The following is a 19,184-nucleotide window of genomic DNA, read 5'->3' as shown; positions in this document are numbered from 1 at the left end:
TCGCATCGAATGACGGTGCGCAACCTAGCGCGAGGATCGCCGTCATGTCTCACACGCTGTGTCTGAATCGTCAATGCTTGGGGCTGGTTACCCGTATCGAATGCATGATCCGTCCGCTGGCCGGCGGTAATGGCCTTTGGACCTTGCTTTGTGCGGCGGGCCTCGAGGCTGGGCAGCCCACCGCAATCAAGGCGCAGGGGCCATTCCACGGGCCTCGTGAGGCCGAGTCGGTGTTGCAGGCCATTGCCACCAATCTCTGCGGCCAGGGCTACGGCGAATCCGATTCTCCTTCGATCTGGCAGCTGCACATGCAGGCGGAGCTGCGCAAGGTCAATGCCAATCAGGCCCGCTACCTCGGCGGCTGGGAGTCCAGGCCCTGATCGAGGGCTTCGGCGGCTGCACGCAGGCTGGCGTGCAGTTTCGGCCAGCCTTGTCGCGAAATTCTTATCCACAGCCTTAAATACATTGCAACAAGCGGTTGTTGAAGACGCTGTTGCGCTGCGTATACTCGCCAGCCGAGTCCCACCACGCAGTGAGAACAGATGGAACGCTTCATCGAGAACAGCATGTACGCCGCCCGCTGGTTGCTGGCGCCTATCTACTTTGGCTTGGCGTTCGCGCTGTTGGCGCTGGCGATCAAGTTCTTCCAGGAAATCTGGCACATTCTTCCTGTGGTGCTTTCGCTGAGCGAGGGCGACCTGATCCTCAAATTGCTTTCTCTCATCGACATGGCGCTGGTGGGCGGCCTTCTGGTCATGGTGATGTTGTCCGGCTACGAGAACTTCGTGTCGCAACTCAACGTCGACGAAGGCAAGGAAAAGCTCGATTGGCTGGGCAAGATGGATTCCGGCTCGCTGAAGATGAAGGTCGCGGCCTCGATCGTCGCTATTTCGTCCATTCACCTGTTGCGCATGTTCATGGATGCCCAGCAGCTCGAGAGCGAGCAGCTGATGTGGTACGTGATCATTCACCTGACGTTCGTGTTCTCCGCGTTCGCGATGGGCTATCTGGACAAGCTCACCAAGCATTGACGCGCCAGCGGTTCGGGCGCTGCGTGATCAGCACCTTTTGACCGGCAGCCCCCAGTAGGCGCAAGCTCTGCTTGCGACCCGCCGCCGCGCGGAAAGCCTCGGTCGCGGCCAGAGGCCACTCCTACACGAGCAGTCCGCTCGACCGAGCCTACGGGGCCCAACACAGGTCGCGCCACACCGAAGCCTCCCCTGTAGGAGCAAGCTCTGCTTGCGACCCGCCGCCGCGCGCGCGGAAGCTCGATCGCGGCCAGAGGCCACTCCTACACAAGCAGTTCGCTCGATCGAGCCTACGCGGTGACCAGTTCGCTTTAGCTCGCGCCACGCCGAAGCCCCTGTAGGAGCAAGCTCTGCTTGCGACCCGCCGCCGCGCGGAAGCTCGGTCGCGGCCAGGCGTCACTCCTACACAAGCAGTTCGCTCGATCGAGCCTACGCGGTGACCAGTTCGCTTTAGCTCGCGCCACGCCGAAGCTTTCTGTAGGAGCAAGCTCTGCTTGCGACCCGCCGCCGCGCGCGGAAGCTCGGTCGCGGCCAGAGGCCACTCCTGCACAAGCGGTCCGCTCGACCGAGCCTGCGGGGCCCAACACCGGTCGCGCCCCACCGAAGCCTCCCTTGTAGGAGCAAGCTCTGCTTGCGACCCGCCGCCGCGCGGAAAGCCTAGGTCGCGGCCAGAGGCCACTCCTACACAAGCAGTCCGCTCGACCGAGCCTACGGGGCCCCAACACCGGTCGCGCCACACCGAAGCCGCCCGGTAGGAGATGTGCAGGTTGGCCGGCGGCGTTTCAGCCATTGCGGGTTCCGATCAGCCTACGGTCCGCTTGGTAGCAGGGCGTCAGGCTGCATCGCTCCATGTCGGTCTCGCTTTATCGAAGCGTTTATCGCTGTGCTAGGCTGTGCGCCCTTTTTTCAGCGGAGCCCAGACATGACCGATCCCAACCTATCCACCGACGAAACGCGCGTGAGCTATGGCATCGGCCGTCAGCTGGGCGATCAACTGCGCGAGAATCCGCCGCCGGGCATCAGCCTTGACGCCGTGATTGCCGGGATTCGTGACGCCTTTGGCGGAGCGGCCAGCCAGGTCAGTCCGGAAGATCTGAACGCCAGCTTTGCGGTCATTCGCCAGCGCATGCAGGCTGAGGCGCAGCGCAAGGCGGAAGCTGCAGCAGGCGAGGGCAAGGCGTTTCTGGCTGAGAATGCCAAGCGCGATGGCGTGACCACGCTGGCGTCGGGCCTGCAGTACGAAGTATTGACGGCCGGCGAGGGCGCCAAGCCGAGCGTCGACGACCAGGTGCGGACCCATTATCACGGCACCCTGATCGATGGCACCGTCTTCGACAGCTCCTATCAGCGCGGCCAGCCCGCCGAGTTCCCGGTCGGTGGTGTCATCGCTGGCTGGACCGAAGCGCTGCAATTGATGGGCGTAGGCAGTAAGTGGCGGCTCTACGTGCCGAGCGAACTGGCGTACGGTGCCCAGGGCGTCGGCAGCATTCCGCCGCACAGCGTGCTGGTATTCGACGTCGAGCTGCTGGCCGTTCTGTAACCACTGCTAAGGGCGCAATGCCCGCGCGTAGGAGTACAGGAACAGGTTGCGCACCAGCTCCTTGAGCACGCAGGGTTCGCTGGTGCTCAGTTCCTGCAGGTCCAGGTCGCCCTGGTCGCGAAGTTCATCCAGGGCGGCTCCCTCCAGCGATATGCATACCGCGCCGGTATGACGATCGAGTATTCGCAGGTAGGGCTGCGGGCGGTCCAGCCAAGCATCGATAAGATAGGTCATGTTCGCCTCCAGTTGATTTCGTTAATGAGAATAATTGTTATTTGCAAATATACAAGCGCAAATATTCTCAACGCCGATCAATGGTGGGCGAGTGGCTACTCCAGGGTTCGATGCAAGGGGGATGAAGGATGCGCAGCTGCATCCCTCGGTAAGGGTTGGCTCAGTGCGTGCGGGCAACGGCGAAACGGCTGAGTTCCACCAGGGCGTCGCGATAGCGGTTGCTCGGAATGAGCTCCAGGCAGGCGATCGCGCGATCGGCATAGTCGCGTGCCAGGCGGGCGGTGTAATCCAGTGCGCCGGAGGCCTCGACGGCACTGCGGATGCTCTCCAGGTCTTCGATGCCGCCTTTCTGGATAGCCTTGCGGACCAGTGCCGCTTGTTCCGGTGTGCCTTCACGCATGGTGTAGATCAGTGGCAGCGTCGGCTTGCCTTCGGCCAGGTCGTCGCCGACATTTTTGCCCAGCGTTTCGGCGTCGCCCTGGTAGTCGAGCAGATCGTCGACTAGTTGGAAGGCCGTGCCCAGGTTGTCGCCGAAGGTCCGCAGCGCCTCACGTTGCTGCTCGCTGGCGCCTGCCAGGGTGGCGGCGCTGTGCGTGGAGGCCTCGAAGAGCATGGCGGTCTTGCCGCGGATGACCTCCATATAGACCTCTTCGGTAGTGCTGGCATCGCGAACCTTGGAAAGCTGCAACACCTCGCCCTCGGCAATGACGCGGGTGGCCTGGGAGATGATGCGCATGACAGGCATCGAACCCAGCTCGACCATCATTTCGAACGAGCGGGCATATAGAAAGTCGCCGACCAGAACGCTGGGTGCATTACCCCAGAGGGCGTTGGCAGTAGAGCGGCCGCGGCGCATGCCCGACATATCGACGACGTCGTCATGCAGCAGGGTCGAGGTATGCAGAAACTCGATGACGGTCGCCAGTAGCCGTAGTTGGTCGCCCTGCAGACCGAGGGCGTTGCCGCTGAGCAACACAAGAAGGGGGCGCAGGCGTTTGCCACCGGCCGAGGTGATGTAATCCCCGATCTTTTCCACCAGCGGTACGCGAGACGTCAGCTGGTCGCGAATGATGCCGTCAACGGCGGCAAAATCGTCAGCCACTACTTGGTAAAAGGCCTGGGGTTGCATCGGGGACGAGTACTCCTCGGAGATTGCGCGGCATGCTATGGGGCGGGTCAGACACTGTCAAGGCAAGGCCAGGCGGCTATTGCGCCGGCATGGGTGGATGCGTACAATCGCGGACCCTGAACTTTCCCCCTGGGCATTTCCCTGCCTTACGCAATTGCAAGGGCGTCCCTTCCGGCCCCAAGCAGCCATGCCAGCCACCAACTATTTCACTTAAGCGCTGGGTGAGCAGGATCAACGGAGATACACAGATGTACGCAGTTATCGTTACCGGCGGCAAGCAATACAAGGTCGCCGAAGGCGAATTCCTCAAGATTGAAAAACTCGAAGTTGCCACTGGCGAAGCAGTCACTTTCGACCGCGTTCTGCTGATCGGCAACGGCGACGATGTCAAGATCGGCGCTCCGGTGGTCGATGGTGCCATGGTCACTGCTGAAGTGATCGCCCAAGGTCGTCATGACAAGGTCAGCATCATCAAATTCCGCCGTCGTAAGCACCACATGAAGCGTCAGGGCCACCGTCAGTGGTTCACTGAGGTCAAAATCACCGGTATTCAGGGCTAATCGGGCCTGAATCCCCTAACAGGAGTATTGAACTCATGGCACACAAAAAAGCTGGCGGTTCTACCCGCAACGGTCGCGACTCAGAAGCCAAACGTCTTGGCGTGAAGATGTACGGCGGCCAGGCCATCAAGGCCGGTAACATCATCGTGCGTCAGCGCGGCACCCAGTTCCATGCCGGCTACGGCGTTGGCATGGGCAAGGATCACACCCTGTTCGCGAAAGTGGAAGGCGTGATCAAGTTCGAAGTGAAGGGCGCTTTTGGCCGTCGCTACGTGAGCGTCGTCGCGGCCTGATCGCGGCGTTGCTGGAAAAGCCCTGTCATGCGACGGGGCTTTTTTGTTTCTGTATGCTCTATAGGGCTCTTGCAAAACGCTGCTTTGCTCTAGTTTTCGCCGGGTTTCGCAAGACCCTTATGTTCCTGTTTTCTAGCCCGTCCCTGCGGCGGGAGGCGTTCCCATGAAATTCGTCGATGAAGTATCGATTTTTGTAAAGGCCGGCGACGGCGGTAACGGCATGATGAGCTTTCGTCGCGAGAAGTTCATCGAGAAGGGCGGCCCTAACGGGGGTGATGGTGGTGATGGAGGCTCCGTTTATCTGGAGGCCGACGAGAACCTCAACACGTTGGTCGACTACCGCTACACCCGCCGTTTCAATGCGCCGAATGGCCAGAAGGGTGGGAGCACCGAGTGCACCGGTGCCAAGGGTGAGGACCTGATCCTGCCGGTGCCGGTCGGTACCACGGTCATCGATGCCGCCACCCAGGATGTCATCGGGGATCTGACCAAGGCGGGGCAGCGCCTGCTGGTTGCTCAGGGTGGCTGGCACGGTCTTGGCAACACCCGCTTCAAGTCGAGCACCAATCGCGCGCCGCGGCAGACGACGCCGGGCAAGCCAGGCGATGCGCGGGATCTGAAGCTTGAGCTGAAGGTGTTGGCGGACGTCGGTCTGCTGGGCTTGCCCAATGCGGGCAAGAGCACCTTTATCCGCTCGGTGTCGGCTGCGAAGCCGAAGGTCGCCGATTACCCGTTCACTACGCTGGTGCCAAACCTTGGCGTGGTTAGTGTTGGGCGCTACAAGAGCTTCGTGATCGCCGACATCCCCGGCTTGATCGAGGGTGCCTCCGAAGGCGCTGGTCTGGGGATTCGCTTCCTCAAGCATTTGGCGCGTACACGTTTGTTGTTGCACCTGGTGGACATGGCGCCGCTCGACGAGAGCGACCCTGCCGATGCGGCAGAGGTGATTCTCAACGAGCTCGAGAAATTCAGTCCGGCGCTAGCTCAGCGTGACCGTTGGCTGGTGCTGAACAAGGCTGACCAGTTGCTCGAGGAAGATCGCGACGAGCGCGTGCGTCGGGTAGTTGAACGTCTCGATTGGAACGGGCCGGTCTTCGTCATTTCTGCCTTGGAGCGCGAGGGTACCGAGGAGCTCAGCCAGGCGATCATGCGTTACCTCGATGAGCGCACGTTGCGCATCAGCGAGGAGCCGGCCTATGCCGAGGCGCTTGCCGAGCTGGATCAGCAGATCGAAGATGAAGCGCGTGCGCGTCTGCAGGAGCTTGACGACCAGAGGGCGTTGCGCCGTGCTGGCGTCAAGGCGGCGGTCGATGCGGATGATGACGACGACTTCGACGATGATGATGATGACGATGAGGGTGGCGCAGAAATCTTCTACGTGCGCTAAAGGTTTGTTCGCATAAGTGGTGCCTATGGGTGGCAGGTCGTTGGGCTGCTTCGTCCGCAGTTCATCGAATGGTTTGGCCGGATATTGGATAGAAGGCGGGATCGATGCGGGACAAGGTAAGCGGCGCGCGGCGCTGGGTGGTGAAGATTGGTAGTGCGCTGCTGACCGCTGATGGGCGTGGTCTCGATCAGGCGGCAATGGCTGTCTGGGTCGATCAGATGGTGGCGTTGCGTCAGGCTGGCGTTGAGCTGGTGTTGGTATCTTCCGGTGCGGTGGCCGCGGGTATGAGTCGGCTCGGCTGGACGGTGCGCCCCAAGGCTGTGCATGAGCTGCAGGCTGCCGCTGCGGTGGGGCAGATGGGGCTCATCCGTGCCTGGGAGGCCAGTTTCGGCCGCTGCGATCAGCAGACCGCGCAGGTGCTGGTGACCCATGACGACCTGTCTGATCGCAAGCGCTATCTCAATGCGCGGAGTACGCTGCGAACATTGATCGATCTGGGTGTGGTGCCGGTTATCAATGAGAACGACACCGTCGTCACTGATGAGATCCGCTTCGGTGACAACGACACCCTGGCGGCGCTGGTCGCAAACTTGGTTGAGGCTGACCTGTTGGTGATCCTCACGGATCGCGACGGTATGTTCGATGCGGATCCGCGGAACAATCCCGGTGCCAACCTGATCAGCGAGGCGCGTGCTGACGATCCTGCGCTGGATGCGGTGGCGGGCGCAACGGGTGGTGCGCTGGGGCGTGGCGGCATGCAAACCAAGTTGCGCGCGGCGCGCCTGGCGGCGCGTTCGGGTGCGCATACGGTCATTGCTGGTGGGCGTATCGAGCAGGTGCTGGCGCGGCTGAAAACGGGTGAGCAGCTGGGTACCTTGCTGGCGCCCGAGCGCAGTCGTCATGCGGCGCGTAAGCAATGGCTCGCTGGGCATTTGCAGACCCGTGGCTCGGTTACGCTGGATGCGGGTGCGGTGTATGCGCTCAGGCAGGGTAACCGCAGCCTGTTGCCGGTGGGTGTCAAGGCCGTGCAGGGTGGTTTCCGTCGGGGTGAGATGGTTGTCTGTGTGGGGCCTGAGGGGCAGGAGGTGGCCCGTGGCCTGGCGAATTACAGCGCAGCTGAAACCCAGCGGATCCTGGGGCACCCGTCTGACGAGATCGAGAAACTGCTTGGTTACGTCGACGAGCCTGAGCTCATTCATCGCGACAACATGATTCTGGTATGAGGGGTTCGATGCGACTGGCTAAGGCGCTGATGCTTCTGCTGGCCGTGCCGATGACTGGCATGGCGCGTGAGGTGGGTGAGGTCGATACGGTCTTCAAGTGGTTGGGGCCGAACCACAAGATTGTGGTGGAGGCTTTCGATGACCCCAAAGTCGAGGGGGTTACCTGCTACCTATCCAGGGCGAAGACGGGCGGCATCAAGGGTGGGCTTGGGTTGGCGGAGGATCGAGCCGAGGCGTCGATTGCCTGCCGCCAGGTCGGTCCGATCCGTATGAGCGACAAGCTCAAGGATGGCGAGGTGGTGTTCAAGGAGCGGACTTCGCTGGTGTTCAAGACCATGCAGGTGGTGCGCTTCTTTGATGAGGCGCGCAATACGCTGGTCTATCTCGTTTACAGCGACCGCGTTATCGAAGGCAGTCCGCAGAACGCAGTGACTGCCATCCCGATCTTGCCCTGGTCTGCGACGCGATAAGGTCGCGCGCTGCGTGCGTGATCTTGCGTGATCTTGCGTGACCGTGGCGGGCGGAGTGGGGGTATAAAAAAAACCGGCTCAAGGCCGGTTTTTTTCAAGAACGAGCAGCTTAGGCAGCAGCAGCGCCAAGGGCCTTGATGTGGCCGTTCAGGCGGCTCTTGTGACGAGCGGCTTTGTTCTTGTGGATGATGCCTTTGTCGGCCATGCGGTCGATAACAGGCACGGCTGCAGTGTAAGCAGTACGAGCTTTTTCCAGATCTTTTGCGTCGATGGCTTTGACCACATTCTTGATGTAGGTGCGAACCATGGAGCGCAAGCTGGCGTTGTGGCTGCGACGCTTCTCAGCCTGAATTGCGCGTTTTTTGGCGGAAGGGCTGTTGGCCACCGTCGAACTCCTCGAAAACGTGGGATTACAAAGCAAATAAGGCCGCGAATCATGCCGATGCGGCGAGGTCTTGTCAAGCCCGAGTGATGGGCTCAAAGCACTGGTCGGACAGATGGGGTGTCGCTAAACTCGCGACCTCTTTCACTGTCGTAACTGGCCGTCAATTCGCCGGCCAGTGCCTGGCCGGAATCATCCCGCTGCAACTCTAGGAAGACAAATGTCCGATACATCCGGCAAAGGCGGCTTGCTGCGGTCCAGTGCGGTAGTCAGCGTGATGACGCTGCTGTCCCGGGTGCTGGGCATGGTACGCGATATGGTGGTGGCCAGCTACTTCGGTTCGGGTGCTTCGGCCGATGCCTTCTTCATCGCGTTCAAGATCCCGAACTTTCTGCGGCGCCTATTTGCCGAAGGGGCCTTCGCGCAGGCGTTCGTCCCGGTGCTGTCGGAATATCGGGCTAAGCGGACGCTCGCCGAAGTCAAGTTGCTGGTCGACCGCACGGCCGGGATGCTCGGGCTGATTCTGACCGGGATCACGGCCCTTGGGGTGCTGGCCTCGCCTTATGTGGTGATGCTGTTCGCGCCGGGTTTCCATGATGACCCGGCCAAGATGCAGCTGGCCGGCGAGCTGCTGCGTATTACCTTTCCTTATTTGTTGTTGATCTCGCTTACGGCCTTCACCTCGGGCGTGCTCAACACCTATGGGCATTTTGCAGTGCCGGGCTTCACCCCGGTGTTGTTGAATGTCTGCATGATCACCTCGGCCGTCTTCCTGACGCCTTATTTCGATCAGCCGATCATGGCGCTGGCCTGGGGGGTGTTCATCGCCGGATTCGCCCAGCTGGCCTTTCAGCTTCCTTATGTGGCGAAGCTGGGGCTCTTGCCGCGACCTCGCGTGAGGTTCGGTGACGAGGGTGTGCGTCGGATCATGCTGCTGATGGTCCCCGCGCTGTTCGGTGTCTCGGTGAGTCAGATCAACCTTCTGCTCGATACTGTGCTTGCCTCGTTTCTGCAGACCGGTAGCGTATCCTGGCTTTACTACGCTGATCGCCTCTCGGAGCTGCCCCTGGGCGCCTTCGGTATCGCCATCGGTACGGTGATCTTGCCAAGCCTGTCGCGGCAGCATGCCGGCGATGATCCCCAGGCATTTTCCAGCACGCTCAACTGGGCGCTGCGCATGGTCTTGCTGGTCGGCGTTCCCGCGGCGCTCGCTTTGGGCATCCTTGCCGAGCCGCTGATTGCCAGTCTGTTCTTCTACGGCGCGATGACCGAGGAGGCCGTGGTGCAGTCGGCCAACGCGCTCGAGGCGTATTCGCTAGGCGTGTTGGCATTCATGCTGATCAAGGTCCTGGCTCCCGGCTTCTTTGCGCGTCAGGACCTGAAGACGCCCGTGCGGGTCGCGATCATCTGCATGATCGCCAACATGGTGATGAACCTGATACTGATTTGGCCGCTCCAGCATGTCGGGCTGGCGCTGGCGACATCGTTGTCGTCGATGCTCAATGCGGGGCTGCTGTTCTGGGGGCTGTACCGGATCGGTGTGTTTCAGTTCGCGCCGGGCTGGGGTGTGTTCCTGCTGCGCCTGGCGGGCGGTTGTGCGGCCATGGTGGGAGCGGTCTGGTGGCTCAACGTGCCTTCCGCCGAATGGTTCGCCTGGAGCTGGCAGACCCGGGCGCTGCAGTTGAGCCTGTTGATTCTGGCGGGGCTGGCGGCGTTCGCGGTAGGGCTGGTAGCGCTTGGCTTGCGACCGCGGCATCTTCGACACTGATCAGCGCTGGGGCAGGCGGCAAACCTGTCCGTGATTGCCGGGTCATGCGTATAATCGACGACTTTTCAATCAAGAAGTGCGGTATGCAGCTGGTTCGAGGTCTACACAACCTGCGGCCCCGACATCGGGGTTGCGTCGCCACCATCGGCAATTTCGACGGCGTTCACCGGGGGCATCAAGCCATCCTGGCGCGTCTGCGCGAGCGAGCCGCCGACCTCGGTGTGCCCAGTTGCGTGGTGATTTTCGAGCCGCAGCCGCGTGAATATTTCGCTCCGGACAAGGCGCCTGCGCGGCTGACTCGTCTTCGTGAAAAGCTGCTGTTGCTGGACGAGCAGGGCGTCGATCTGGTGCTATGCCTGGCGTTCAATCGCCGCTTGCGCGAGCTGAGCGCCGCCGAGTTCGTCCATGCAACGCTGGTCGAAGGCCTCGGTGTCCGGCACCTTGAGGTGGGCGATGACTTCCGGTTCGGCTGCGACCGCGCTGGCGACTTCAATTTTTTGTTGCAGGCTGGCGCTGCCGAAGGTTTTACCGTCGAGGCCGCCACCACCATCGAGGTCGACGGGGAGCGCGTCAGCAGCACTCGGTTGCGTCAGGTGCTCGCCGATGGCGATTTGGCGCTGGCGCAGAAGCTGCTTGGCCGGCCGTTCAGCATAACCGGCAGGGTCCTCCACGGGCAGGCGCTGGGGCGCCAACTTGGTGCTCCCACGGCGAATATCCAGCTCAAACGCAGGAGCACACCGCTAACCGGTGTGTTTATGGTCAGCACGGAGCTCGACGGACAACTGCAGCCGGGCGTGGCCAATATCGGGGTGCGCCCGTCGGTGCAAAGCGATGGGCATCCACATCTGGAGGTTCATTTGCTGGACTTCCAGGGCGACCTGTATGGGCGTCGGCTGCGTGTGACCTTTCACCACAAGCTGCGGGATGAGCAGCGCTTTGCCTCGCTAGAGGCGCTCAAGGCGGCGATCGAAGCGGATATCGCCGCAGCTCGCGAATACTGGCGGGCTTCACCCTTTATCACGAGTCAGGACTGAAATGACCGATTACAAAGCGACCCTCAATCTGCCGTCCACGGCATTTCCGATGAAGGCCGGTCTGCCACAGCGCGAGCCGGAGATTCTGCAGCGCTGGAACAGCATCGACCTGTACGGGAAGCTGCGGCAGATCGGCGAAGGTCGTCCGAAGTTCGTCCTGCACGACGGTCCGCCGTATGCCAACGGCAGCATTCACATCGGTCATGCGGTGAACAAGGTCATCAAGGACTTCATCGTCCGTTCCAAGACCCTGGCCGGCTTCGATGCGCCTTATGTCCCAGGTTGGGACTGCCATGGCCTGCCGATCGAGCACAAGGTCGAGATCACTTACGGCAAGAATCAGCCTGCCGACCTGACGCGCGAGCGCTGCCGCGCCTATGCCGCCGAGCAGATCGAAGGGCAGAAGGCCGACTTCATCCGCCTCGGCGTGCTCGGTGAGTGGGACAACCCCTACCGCACCATGGACTTCGCCAACGAAGCCGGCGAAATCCGCGCGCTGGCGAAAATGGTCGAAGGCGGTTTCGTTTTCAAGGGTCTGAAGCCGGTGAACTGGTGTTTCGATTGCGGCTCGGCGTTGGCCGAGGCTGAAGTCGAGTACCAGGACAAGAAATCCGATGCGATCGATGTGGCCTTTCAGGTCGAGGATGCGGACAAGCTGGCCGAGGCCTTCGGCGTTGCGTCTTTGGTCAAACCGGCCAGCATCGTCATCTGGACCACTACACCCTGGACCATTCCGGCCAACCAGGCGCTGAACGTCCATCCCGACTTTGTCTATGCCCTGGTCGATGCCGGCGACAGGCTGCTGGTGCTGGCCGAGGAGCTGGTCGAATCCTGCCTGCAGCGCTACGGTCTGCAGGGTGAAATCATCGCCCGCTGCGAGGGCAGGGCGCTGGAGCTCATTCGTTTCCGTCATCCCTTCTACGAGCGGTTTGCCCCGGTCTATCTGGCCGATTACGTAGAAACCGGCGCGGGCACTGGTATCGTCCATTCCGCACCGGCCTATGGTGAAGACGACTTCCGCTCCTGCAAGCACTACGGCATGGAGAATGACGACATTCTCAGCCCGGTGCAGAGCCATGGCGTCTACGTCTCGGATCTGCCGTTCTTCGGCGGCCAGTTCATCTGGAAGGCCAATCCCGCGATTGTCGAGAAGCTGCGAGAAGTCGGGGCGTTGCTCAAGCATGAGTCGATCCAGCACAGCTACATGCACTGCTGGCGACACAAGACGCCGCTGATCTACCGCGCCACGGCACAGTGGTTCGTCGGCATGGACAAGGTTGCGCACGATGGCAGCTCGCTGCGTCGCCGTGCGCTCGACGCCATCGAGCAGACCGAGTTCGTTCCGGCGTGGGGCCAGGCGCGGTTGCATGGCATGATCGCCGGGCGCCCGGACTGGTGTATCTCGCGTCAGCGCACCTGGGGCGTGCCGATCCCGTTCTTCCTGCACAAGGAAAGCGGCGACCTGCATCCGCGCACCGTTGAGTTGATGGAGGCGGTCGCGCGGCGTGTGGAGCAGGGCGGCATTGAAGCGTGGTCGAAGCTGGATGCCGCCGAGTTGCTCGGTGACGAAGCGGCGCAGTACGAGAAGATCAGCGACACCCTGGATGTCTGGTTCGATTCCGGTACCACTCACTGGCATGTCATGCGCGGCTCGCACCCGATGGGGCATGAAGATGGCCCCCGTGCGGACCTGTACCTGGAAGGATCCGACCAGCACCGTGGATGGTTCCATTCGTCACTGTTGACCGGCTCTGCGATCGACGGCCATGCGCCCTACAAGGGGTTGCTGACGCACGGCTTCGTCGTCGACGAGAACGGACGCAAGATGTCCAAGTCGCTGGGTAACGTCGTCGCGCCGCAGGAAGTCACCGACAGCCTGGGCGCCGATATCCTGCGCCTGTGGGTGGCCTCTACCGACTATTCGGGTGAGATGGCGGTCTCCAAGGTCATCCTGCAGCGCAGCGCCGATTCCTATCGCCGCATTCGCAACACTGCGCGCTTCCTGCTCTCCAACCTCGACGGGTTCGACCCGGCACAGCATCTGGTTCCGGCCGATCGCCTGATCGCGCTCGACCGCTGGGCCATCGACCGCACCCTGCTGTTGCAGCGGGAAATCGAGGAAGCCTACGGCACCTACAAGTTCTGGAACGTGTACCAGAAGGTGCACAACTTCTGTGTGCAGGAGCTGGGCGGCTTCTACCTGGACATCATCAAGGACCGTCAGTACACCACCGGCGCCGACAGCCTGCCGCGGCGCTCCTGCCAGACGGCCCTGTATCACATCGCTGAAGCGCTGGTGCGCTGGATCGCGCCGATCCTGTCGTTCACCGCCGACGAAATCTGGCAGTACCTGCCGGGCGAGCGCAACGAGTCGGTGATGCTCAACACCTGGTATGAAGGGCTTGCAGAGTTGCCGGGCGACGTCGAGTTGGGGCGTGAGTTCTGGGAGAAGGTCATGGCCGTCAAGGCGGCGGTCAACAAGGAGCTCGAGGCGCGTCGTGCGGCCAAGACCCTCGGCGGCAACCTGCAAGCCGAGGTCGTGCTCTACGCCGAGGAGGCGTTGGCCGCCGATCTGGCCAGGCTGGGCGACGAGTTGCGCTTCGTTCTGATCACGTCGGCGGTTCGAGTCGCTCCGCTTGCCGAGGCGCCGGGCGATGCGGTCGAGAGCGAAATGGCTGGCCTGAAATTGTCGGTCGGTAAGACCGAGAACCCCAAGTGTGGACGTTGCTGGCACCACCTGCCAGACGTGGGAACCCATGCTGAGCACCCGGAAATCTGTGGCCGCTGCGTGGAGAACATCGAAGGTGCTGGAGAGGTCCGTCACTATGCATGATGGCCGCGGTATTTCAGCGACAGGGCGACTCGCATGAGCGCCCGTTTCGGCAAGCTGGCGTGGCTCTGGTTGAGCGTTCTGGTCATCGTGTTGGACCAGGCGAGCAAGCACTACGTCGAGGCCAACTTCCACCTGTACCAGAAGGTAGAGGTGATCCCGGACTACTTCGCCTGGACACTGGCCTATAACACCGGAGCGGCGTTCAGCTTCCTTGCCGATCACTCCGGCTGGCAGCGATGGCTGTTCGCAGTGATTGCCATTGGCGTCAGCGCAGTTCTGGTGGTCTGGCTGAAGCGCCTCAAGCCAGGCGAGAGCTGGCTCGCCGTCGCGCTAGCCTTGGTGTTGGGTGGCGCGCTCGGCAACCTGTATGACCGGGTCGTGCTTGGGCACGTGGTCGACTTCATTCTGGTCCACTGGCAGAACCGCTGGTATTTCCCTGCCTTCAACATTGCCGACAGCGCCATCACCGTTGGCGCGGTGATGCTGGCACTGGACATGTTCCGTAGCAGTAAAACGAGAGAAATGGCAAATGACTGAACAGCGTATCGGTCCGGACACGCAGGTTACCCTGCATTTCGCGCTCAGCCTGGAAAACGGCGAGCAGGTCGACACAACCTTCGACAAGCAGCCGGCAACGTTCAAGGTCGGAGATGGAAATCTGTTGCCCGGATTCGAGCAGCAACTGTTCGGGCTCAAGTCCGGGGACAAGCGGACCTTCCATATTGCGCCGGAACAGGGCTTTGGCCAGCACAACCCGCAAAACGTGCAAACCATGCCGCGGAGCCAGTTCGAGGATATGGAGTTGTCCGAGGGCTTGCTGGTGATATTCAATGATGCAGCCAAGACCGAGCTGCCAGGTATCGTCAAACAGTTTGACGACCGTCAGGTCACGGTCGACTTCAACCATCCGCTGGCGGGCAAGGCGTTGAACTTCGAAGTGGAAATATTCGAGGTCAAACCCGTCTGAGTCCGCTTGTCGGCTGGCCGCTCAGGCACGAAAGCGCTGATGGCTCGTCGGCAATTGTGTCGCATCACTACCGGCCTTCTGGCCCAGCAGCACGAAAGAACAGTCATACACTTCGCAACTCACCCGCCCAGAGCGTCGAGAGCCCCTATGCAAATCAAACTCGCCAATCCGCGTGGCTTTTGTGCCGGTGTCGACCGCGCCATCGAAATCGTCAACCGCGCACTCGAGGTTTTCGGGCCGCCGATCTATGTGCGTCATGAGGTCGTGCATAACAAGTTCGTGGTCGAGGACCTCCGTGAGCGGGGTGCCATCTTCGTTGACGAGCTGGATCAGGTGCCAGATGACTTTATCGTCATCTTCAGCGCTCACGGCGTCTCCCAAGCGGTGCGGATGGAGGCCGAAAAACGTGGTCTTAAAGTGTTCGATGCGACCTGCCCGCTGGTGACCAAGGTCCATCTCGAAGTGACCAAGTACAGCCGTGAGGGGCGTGAATGCATCCTCATCGGTCATGCGGGACATCCGGAGGTCGAGGGCACCATGGGGCAGTACGACACTGCCAATGGCGGCTCGATCTACCTCGTCGAGGACGAAAAAGATGTCGCCAACCTTCAGGTCCGCCACCCCGAAGCGCTGGCGTTCGTCACCCAGACGACGCTGTCCATGGATGACACCAGCCGCGTGATCGATGCGCTGCGTACGCGTTTTCCAAGCATCGGCGGGCCACGCAAGGACGACATCTGCTACGCCACACAGAATCGACAGGATGCGGTCAAACAGTTGGCCGGCGAGTGCGACGTGGTGCTGGTGGTCGGCAGTCCGAATAGCTCGAACTCCAACCGCTTGCGCGAACTGGCCGAGCGCATGGCTACGCCGGCGTACCTGATCGATGGTGCGCAAGACCTCAAGCGTGAATGGTTCGAAAAAATCGACCGAATCGGTATTACAGCCGGCGCCTCGGCACCCGAAGTGCTGGTGCGCGGTGTGATCGACCGGCTACGCGAGTGGGGCGCAACGGGCATGGACGAGCTGGATGGCCGGCCGGAGAATGTCACGTTTTCGATGCCGAAGGAGCTGCGGCTCAAAGCGGTGTGATTAGCCTGGGCAGCTGTTCCCGGCAATCCTTTCTGAGCGGGTTCGGCCTCCCGCGCTAACGATCAGCTTGTTGGTGCGTTGCTCACTGCAGATAAACAGGCTGCCGGCCTGGAATGCGCCGGATGCCTGCCTGCTTCGTCCCGTGCCGCTGTAACCGATATAGTCGGACAGTGTGCTGTTGCCCTGTATCCGGAGCTTCGATTGCTCTGCATGGGTGAACAGTACGACTTCGCCGGGATCCTGCTCAGCGTTTTGGTTGCTATCTACAAAAATCGCCCAGCCTTCCTCCCATTGCCCGTTGGCTCGCATGACGACAAACGCATTTCGTTTGATCGCCTCATGACGGGCTTGGCTGATCGACGCCAGGAGCAGACGCGTCGTGCTGTCTACCTCTGCCTGAACAAGCGAGTCGCGTAGCTGAGGCACTGCGATTGATAACGTGACAGACAAGACAGAAAGCGTGATCAGAAGCTCGAATAATGTGAATCCACTGGGTTTCATGGCATGCATCCTTGCGTGATTTTCCTAATACAACCGACCATCATCCTAGATTGGCCGCACATCCGTGCCGGGCAGACTTTAAGTTCGCCTCTTCCTAGGATGCAAATCAAAAGCGCGGGATGAATCCATAAATGCGACGCCCTCAACAAGCTTTCACGCTCATCGAACTGATGGTCACCATCGGGATACTTGCGATTTTATTGGCCGCGGCTGTCCCCGCGCTGTCTCAGTCCGTCCGAAATACCAGGCTCACTTCGCTGATCAACGACCTGACGACTTCGGTGACATACGCTCGTTCGGAGGCGGTCAAGCGAAGCCGCAGGGTCGTTATCTGTCGAGCAAATGCTGCGCGCGATAACTGTGATTACGCTAGCGGGAACTGGTCCGCAGGCTGGCTTATCTTCGTTGATTCTGCAGAGTCCGATACGGCGACGCCGGTATACAACGCAGCCAATTTGCTTCGGATCTCCGACGTACCACCGTCGGGCAGCACGATCACCGGGCGTAACGGTGCCACAGGGAGGGGGTGGGTACGCTATTCGAGCATTGGTACCCTCGCCAGGGCATCCTCCAGTAGCGACGTCTTCAGTTGGGATGTCGATCTGTCGAACGCTTCGACCGAGCGGGCACGAACCGTTCAGATTGGTTTGGCGGGTCGTACCAGCATATGCAAGGGAACTGTATGCGAATGAAATTCAAGAGGCACGATGCCGGTTTCAGCCTGATCGAAGTATTGATCGCGCTGGTGATCATCTCGGTCGGTTTGATAGGGCTTGCTGCGTTGCAGGCCAGGGGACTGCAATACAACCAGGGCTCTTATTTGCGTTCACAGGCCAATATTCTGGCTTACGACATGATCGACCGCATGCGTATCAACCGGGACAAGGCTCAGGCCGGCAACTATGACCTTTCGCTCTCTGCTTCTGCGCCGACGGGAAGCACCCTCGCGGCACAGGACCTCGCGGGCTGGCTTGGCTTGCTGGCCGACACTCTGCCCGCCGGAGACGGCGAGGTCAGCTGCGATGTCACGCTTTGCAGCGTTCGAGTGACCTGGCAGGAAGCTGACGGGGCTACATACGAGTTCAACTACCAAACACGGATCTAGCTAATGAAACGAGGCCAAGCAGGGCTTTCTCTGGTCGAGTTGATGATCGCGATGGTCATCGGGCTGATTCTCATGACCGGTGTCGTGCAGATATTTCTCGGCAGCAAACACGTCTACACGACCCAGGACGCACTTTCCAGAATTCAGGAAAACGGGCGTCTGGCGATCGATTTCATCAGCCGCGATACGCGCATGGCGGGTTACGCAGGTTGCGCCAGCGGCGCTAACAGCAATTTGCACAACGGCTTGAACGTCTCCCCGAGCAATGCCGGGGACAAGCTGCTGTTTGACTTTGAAATGCCGATCGAAGGGCTGGATAACGTTGGGGCAGTGCCCGGTTGGGGTTCGGGCGTCGCGCCTGTCGCTGGGACAGACGTCATGTTTATCCGCGGTGCATTCGCTGGGGATGTAGGTATCAAGGCCAACAACAGCAGCGGCAACCTCCGAGCCGAAACCAATTCTCCAGTCGTTGCAGGAGCCGATGGTGGACCTGCGTGCTCAGCCAATGGCTCTCTCTGTGAAAACGACATCGTCATGATTTCCGACTGCTCGAAGAGTCGTGTGTTTCAGGTGACCAATCTAAACGCTGACGGAACATCGGCGGCGTTGGTGGTTCACGCCGCATCTGGATCGCCGGGCAACGCATCTCCGGCGAGTTGGGGAGGATCGTCGGCACCACCAGAAGAAGTATTTGGCGTTGAGTCAGAACTTCTTCGAATCAGCAGCTTGGCGTACTTCATCGGCGTAAATCCGGCAGGTCGACGCGCTCTATATCAGCGTGTGGGATCGGCTGCGCCCGTAGAGTTGGTCGAGGGCATTCAAGACATGCAGATCACCTATGGCTACGACACCTCTGGCGACGGCGCGCCTGACTCCTACGTGGCAGCAAACGCGATTTCCAACGCAGACCGCGTTACCCATGTCGCTAACTGGGCGAAAGTAACCAGTGTTCGAGTCGGGATGCTGTTGCAGAGCAATGACGACAATATCGTCGAGACGCCACAGCAGATCACGTTCAACGGCAGTACAGTCAATCCTTCAGGTGGCACGCAGGATCGTCGGTTGCGGCAGGTCTTCGTTTCAACCATCGGCGTTCGCAGCCGCCTGGATTAAGGAGCTTTTTCAATGGAAGATATGGGCGGGAGAGAGCGCGGCGCCGTGCTGATCGTTGCGTTGGTCATGTTGCTGCTGCTGACCGTTATCGGTTTGGCTGGCATGCAGGACGCGAATCTGCAGGAGTCGATGGCGGGCAATATGCGTGACCGCAACATTGCCTTTCAGGTGGCCGAGGCGGGATTGAGGGCTGGGGAGAACGAGCTTCGCAAAGCCACTATCACCGCACCGGTTTCTGCCCCCGTGGCGCGCCCTGGCGATCCCTGCTTCTGGTGGTCATGCGGGGGCTCGGCAGCTGTGTTCAATTGGGGCGCAAGCCCGGCCGTCACGGCAAGCCTTAACTACGGCGTTCCCAACCCGCAATACGTTATCGAGTTGCTCCCTGCGTTGCCGGCGGCAACAACCGGAAACAGCGCCAAGTTTGGCGAGGACACGTTATCCCGCGTCTATCGCGTGACCAGCCGTGCCGGTGGCGGCTCTGGGAATTCCATCGTTGTGCTGCAGTCGACCTTCAAGCGCTGACTC

At 60.8% G+C, this 19,184-nt stretch carries 22 protein-coding genes; 18 read left to right on the top strand and 4 right to left on the bottom strand.

The window, feature by feature from the left end; translation table 11 throughout:
* Positions 1–44: 44 nt before the first annotated feature.
* The 3 genes from KVO92_RS21670 to KVO92_RS21660 all read left to right on the top strand — a co-directional run bounded on the left by KVO92_RS21670 (position 45) and on the right by KVO92_RS21660 (position 2,568).
* Positions 45–380, top strand: a complete 336-nt coding sequence (locus tag KVO92_RS21670) for a hypothetical protein (RefSeq protein ID WP_217477660.1) — start codon at positions 45–47, stop codon at positions 378–380.
* 162 nt (positions 381–542) lie between these two features.
* Complete coding sequence (locus tag KVO92_RS21665) at positions 543–1,031, top strand: TIGR00645 family protein (protein WP_217477659.1); 489 nt, start codon at positions 543–545, stop codon at positions 1,029–1,031.
* A 919-nt stretch (positions 1,032–1,950) separates the two neighbouring features.
* Entirely contained in the window at positions 1,951–2,568 is a 618-nt protein-coding gene (locus KVO92_RS21660; RefSeq protein ID WP_217477658.1) for an FKBP-type peptidyl-prolyl cis-trans isomerase, read from the top strand.
* Positions 2,569–2,574: 6 nt separating this feature from the next.
* On the opposite strand, the gene KVO92_RS21655 is transcribed toward KVO92_RS21660, so the two are convergent.
* Together KVO92_RS21655 and KVO92_RS21650 are read right to left on the bottom strand one after the other, a co-directional pair.
* Positions 2,575–2,802 carry a hypothetical protein gene (locus KVO92_RS21655; RefSeq protein WP_217477657.1) on the bottom strand — a complete coding sequence of 76 codons (228 nt, stop codon included), beginning with the start codon at positions 2,800–2,802 and terminating at the stop codon, positions 2,575–2,577.
* 160 nt (positions 2,803–2,962) lie between these two features.
* Positions 2,963–3,931, bottom strand: coding sequence for a polyprenyl synthetase family protein (locus tag KVO92_RS21650; protein ID WP_217477656.1), 969 nt, complete (start codon positions 3,929–3,931; stop codon positions 2,963–2,965).
* A gap of 248 nt (positions 3,932–4,179) precedes the next feature.
* Between KVO92_RS21650 and rplU the strand changes: the two genes are divergently transcribed.
* From rplU to KVO92_RS21625, 5 genes are all read left to right on the top strand, one after another.
* Positions 4,180–4,491, top strand: coding sequence for a 50S ribosomal protein L21 (gene rplU / locus KVO92_RS21645; protein WP_217477655.1), 312 nt, complete (start codon positions 4,180–4,182; stop codon positions 4,489–4,491).
* A gap of 35 nt (positions 4,492–4,526) precedes the next feature.
* Positions 4,527–4,784 carry a 50S ribosomal protein L27 gene (rpmA, locus tag KVO92_RS21640; RefSeq protein ID WP_003281574.1) on the top strand — a complete coding sequence of 86 codons (258 nt, stop codon included), beginning with the start codon at positions 4,527–4,529 and terminating at the stop codon, positions 4,782–4,784.
* Between the two features lie 163 nt (positions 4,785–4,947).
* A complete protein-coding gene (gene cgtA / locus KVO92_RS21635) occupies positions 4,948–6,171 on the top strand; it encodes an Obg family GTPase CgtA (protein ID WP_217477654.1) in 1,224 nt (407 codons plus the stop codon).
* Between the two features lie 104 nt (positions 6,172–6,275).
* The gene (gene proB, locus KVO92_RS21630) at positions 6,276–7,394 is read left to right on the top strand and encodes a glutamate 5-kinase (protein WP_217477653.1); all 1,119 of its coding nucleotides are present in this window, start codon (positions 6,276–6,278) and stop codon (positions 7,392–7,394) included.
* A gap of 8 nt (positions 7,395–7,402) precedes the next feature.
* Positions 7,403–7,864: a CreA family protein gene (locus KVO92_RS21625; protein ID WP_217477652.1), complete on the top strand. Its 462-nt coding sequence runs from the start codon at positions 7,403–7,405 to the stop codon at positions 7,862–7,864.
* A 109-nt stretch (positions 7,865–7,973) separates the two neighbouring features.
* Here KVO92_RS21625 and rpsT read toward each other — a convergent pair whose 3' ends face one another.
* The gene (gene rpsT, locus KVO92_RS21620) at positions 7,974–8,249 is read right to left on the bottom strand and encodes a 30S ribosomal protein S20 (RefSeq protein WP_217477651.1); all 276 of its coding nucleotides are present in this window, start codon (positions 8,247–8,249) and stop codon (positions 7,974–7,976) included.
* 217 nt (positions 8,250–8,466) lie between these two features.
* Here rpsT and murJ point away from each other — a divergent pair, with 217 nt between their 5' ends.
* The 6 genes from murJ to ispH all read left to right on the top strand — a co-directional run bounded on the left by murJ (position 8,467) and on the right by ispH (position 15,940).
* Positions 8,467–10,014, top strand: a complete 1,548-nt coding sequence (murJ, locus tag KVO92_RS21615; RefSeq protein WP_217477650.1) for a murein biosynthesis integral membrane protein MurJ — start codon at positions 8,467–8,469, stop codon at positions 10,012–10,014.
* 83 nt (positions 10,015–10,097) lie between these two features.
* Positions 10,098–11,048 carry a bifunctional riboflavin kinase/FAD synthetase gene (gene ribF / locus KVO92_RS21610; RefSeq protein WP_217477649.1) on the top strand — a complete coding sequence of 317 codons (951 nt, stop codon included), beginning with the start codon at positions 10,098–10,100 and terminating at the stop codon, positions 11,046–11,048.
* Between the two features lies 1 nt (position 11,049).
* Positions 11,050–13,881, top strand: a complete 2,832-nt coding sequence (gene ileS, locus KVO92_RS21605) for an isoleucine--tRNA ligase (protein WP_217477648.1) — start codon at positions 11,050–11,052, stop codon at positions 13,879–13,881.
* A 33-nt stretch (positions 13,882–13,914) separates the two neighbouring features.
* Positions 13,915–14,418 carry a signal peptidase II gene (gene lspA / locus KVO92_RS21600; RefSeq protein ID WP_217477647.1) on the top strand — a complete coding sequence of 168 codons (504 nt, stop codon included), beginning with the start codon at positions 13,915–13,917 and terminating at the stop codon, positions 14,416–14,418.
* Positions 14,411–14,848: an FKBP-type peptidyl-prolyl cis-trans isomerase gene (fkpB, locus tag KVO92_RS21595; protein WP_217477646.1), complete on the top strand. Its 438-nt coding sequence runs from the start codon at positions 14,411–14,413 to the stop codon at positions 14,846–14,848. Before lspA ends, fkpB begins: the two co-directional genes overlap by 8 nt.
* Before the next feature lie 147 nt (positions 14,849–14,995).
* Positions 14,996–15,940: a 4-hydroxy-3-methylbut-2-enyl diphosphate reductase gene (ispH, locus tag KVO92_RS21590; protein ID WP_217477645.1), complete on the top strand. Its 945-nt coding sequence runs from the start codon at positions 14,996–14,998 to the stop codon at positions 15,938–15,940.
* Here the strand turns inward: ispH and KVO92_RS21585 are convergent, their stop codons facing one another.
* Entirely contained in the window at positions 15,941–16,441 is a 501-nt protein-coding gene (locus KVO92_RS21585; RefSeq protein WP_217477644.1) for a GspH/FimT family pseudopilin, read from the bottom strand.
* Positions 16,442–16,572: 131 nt separating this feature from the next.
* Here KVO92_RS21585 and KVO92_RS22925 point away from each other — a divergent pair, with 131 nt between their 5' ends.
* From KVO92_RS22925 to KVO92_RS21565, 4 genes are read left to right on the top strand one after another with little or no spacing between them, the layout of a single operon-like run.
* Positions 16,573–17,133 carry a GspH/FimT family pseudopilin gene (locus KVO92_RS22925; RefSeq protein ID WP_217477769.1) on the top strand — a complete coding sequence of 187 codons (561 nt, stop codon included), beginning with the start codon at positions 16,573–16,575 and terminating at the stop codon, positions 17,131–17,133.
* Positions 17,130–17,546 (top strand): type IV pilus modification protein PilV, encoded by a 417-nt coding sequence (pilV, locus tag KVO92_RS21575; RefSeq protein ID WP_217477643.1) that lies wholly within the window; start codon positions 17,130–17,132, stop codon positions 17,544–17,546. Before KVO92_RS22925 ends, pilV begins: the two co-directional genes overlap by 4 nt.
* 3 nt (positions 17,547–17,549) lie before the next feature.
* A complete protein-coding gene (locus tag KVO92_RS21570) occupies positions 17,550–18,659 on the top strand; it encodes a PilW family protein (protein ID WP_217477768.1) in 1,110 nt (369 codons plus the stop codon).
* Between the two features lie 12 nt (positions 18,660–18,671).
* Positions 18,672–19,181 carry a pilus assembly PilX family protein gene (locus KVO92_RS21565; RefSeq protein ID WP_217477642.1) on the top strand — a complete coding sequence of 170 codons (510 nt, stop codon included), beginning with the start codon at positions 18,672–18,674 and terminating at the stop codon, positions 19,179–19,181.
* The last annotated feature ends 3 nt before the right edge of the window (positions 19,182–19,184 follow it).

The sequence above is a fragment of the Stutzerimonas stutzeri genome, assembly GCF_019090095.1.
Classification (GTDB): domain Bacteria; phylum Pseudomonadota; class Gammaproteobacteria; order Pseudomonadales; family Pseudomonadaceae; genus Stutzerimonas; species Stutzerimonas stutzeri_AN.
Note: the sequence above shows the minus strand (reverse complement) of the source record. Positions and strands in the feature narration are given on the sequence as shown.

Bases quoted from the DNA above. Each gene is read 5' to 3' on its own strand.
- KVO92_RS21670 (WP_217477660.1), top strand. From the start codon at position 45: ATGTCTCACACGCTGTGTCTGAATCGTCAATGCTTGGGGCTGGTTACC.
- KVO92_RS21665 (WP_217477659.1), top strand. From the start codon at position 543: ATGGAACGCTTCATCGAGAACAGCATGTACGCCGCCCGCTGGTTGCTG.
- KVO92_RS21660 (WP_217477658.1), top strand. From the start codon at position 1,951: ATGACCGATCCCAACCTATCCACCGACGAAACGCGCGTGAGCTATGGC.
- KVO92_RS21655 (WP_217477657.1), bottom strand. From the start codon at position 2,802: ATGACCTATCTTATCGATGCTTGGCTGGACCGCCCGCAGCCCTACCTG.
- KVO92_RS21650 (WP_217477656.1), bottom strand. From the start codon at position 3,931: ATGCAACCCCAGGCCTTTTACCAAGTAGTGGCTGACGATTTTGCCGCC.
- rplU (WP_217477655.1), top strand. From the start codon at position 4,180: ATGTACGCAGTTATCGTTACCGGCGGCAAGCAATACAAGGTCGCCGAA.
- rpmA (WP_003281574.1), top strand. From the start codon at position 4,527: ATGGCACACAAAAAAGCTGGCGGTTCTACCCGCAACGGTCGCGACTCA.
- cgtA (WP_217477654.1), top strand. From the start codon at position 4,948: ATGAAATTCGTCGATGAAGTATCGATTTTTGTAAAGGCCGGCGACGGC.
- proB (WP_217477653.1), top strand. From the start codon at position 6,276: ATGCGGGACAAGGTAAGCGGCGCGCGGCGCTGGGTGGTGAAGATTGGT.
- KVO92_RS21625 (WP_217477652.1), top strand. From the start codon at position 7,403: ATGCGACTGGCTAAGGCGCTGATGCTTCTGCTGGCCGTGCCGATGACT.
- murJ (WP_217477650.1), top strand. From the start codon at position 8,467: ATGTCCGATACATCCGGCAAAGGCGGCTTGCTGCGGTCCAGTGCGGTA.
- ribF (WP_217477649.1), top strand. From the start codon at position 10,098: ATGCAGCTGGTTCGAGGTCTACACAACCTGCGGCCCCGACATCGGGGT.
- ileS (WP_217477648.1), top strand. From the start codon at position 11,050: ATGACCGATTACAAAGCGACCCTCAATCTGCCGTCCACGGCATTTCCG.
- lspA (WP_217477647.1), top strand. From the start codon at position 13,915: ATGAGCGCCCGTTTCGGCAAGCTGGCGTGGCTCTGGTTGAGCGTTCTG.
- fkpB (WP_217477646.1), top strand. From the start codon at position 14,411: ATGACTGAACAGCGTATCGGTCCGGACACGCAGGTTACCCTGCATTTC.
- ispH (WP_217477645.1), top strand. From the start codon at position 14,996: ATGCAAATCAAACTCGCCAATCCGCGTGGCTTTTGTGCCGGTGTCGAC.
- KVO92_RS21585 (WP_217477644.1), bottom strand. From the start codon at position 16,441: ATGAAACCCAGTGGATTCACATTATTCGAGCTTCTGATCACGCTTTCT.
- KVO92_RS22925 (WP_217477769.1), top strand. From the start codon at position 16,573: ATGCGACGCCCTCAACAAGCTTTCACGCTCATCGAACTGATGGTCACC.
- pilV (WP_217477643.1), top strand. From the start codon at position 17,130: ATGAAATTCAAGAGGCACGATGCCGGTTTCAGCCTGATCGAAGTATTG.
- KVO92_RS21570 (WP_217477768.1), top strand. From the start codon at position 17,550: ATGAAACGAGGCCAAGCAGGGCTTTCTCTGGTCGAGTTGATGATCGCG.
- KVO92_RS21565 (WP_217477642.1), top strand. From the start codon at position 18,672: ATGGAAGATATGGGCGGGAGAGAGCGCGGCGCCGTGCTGATCGTTGCG.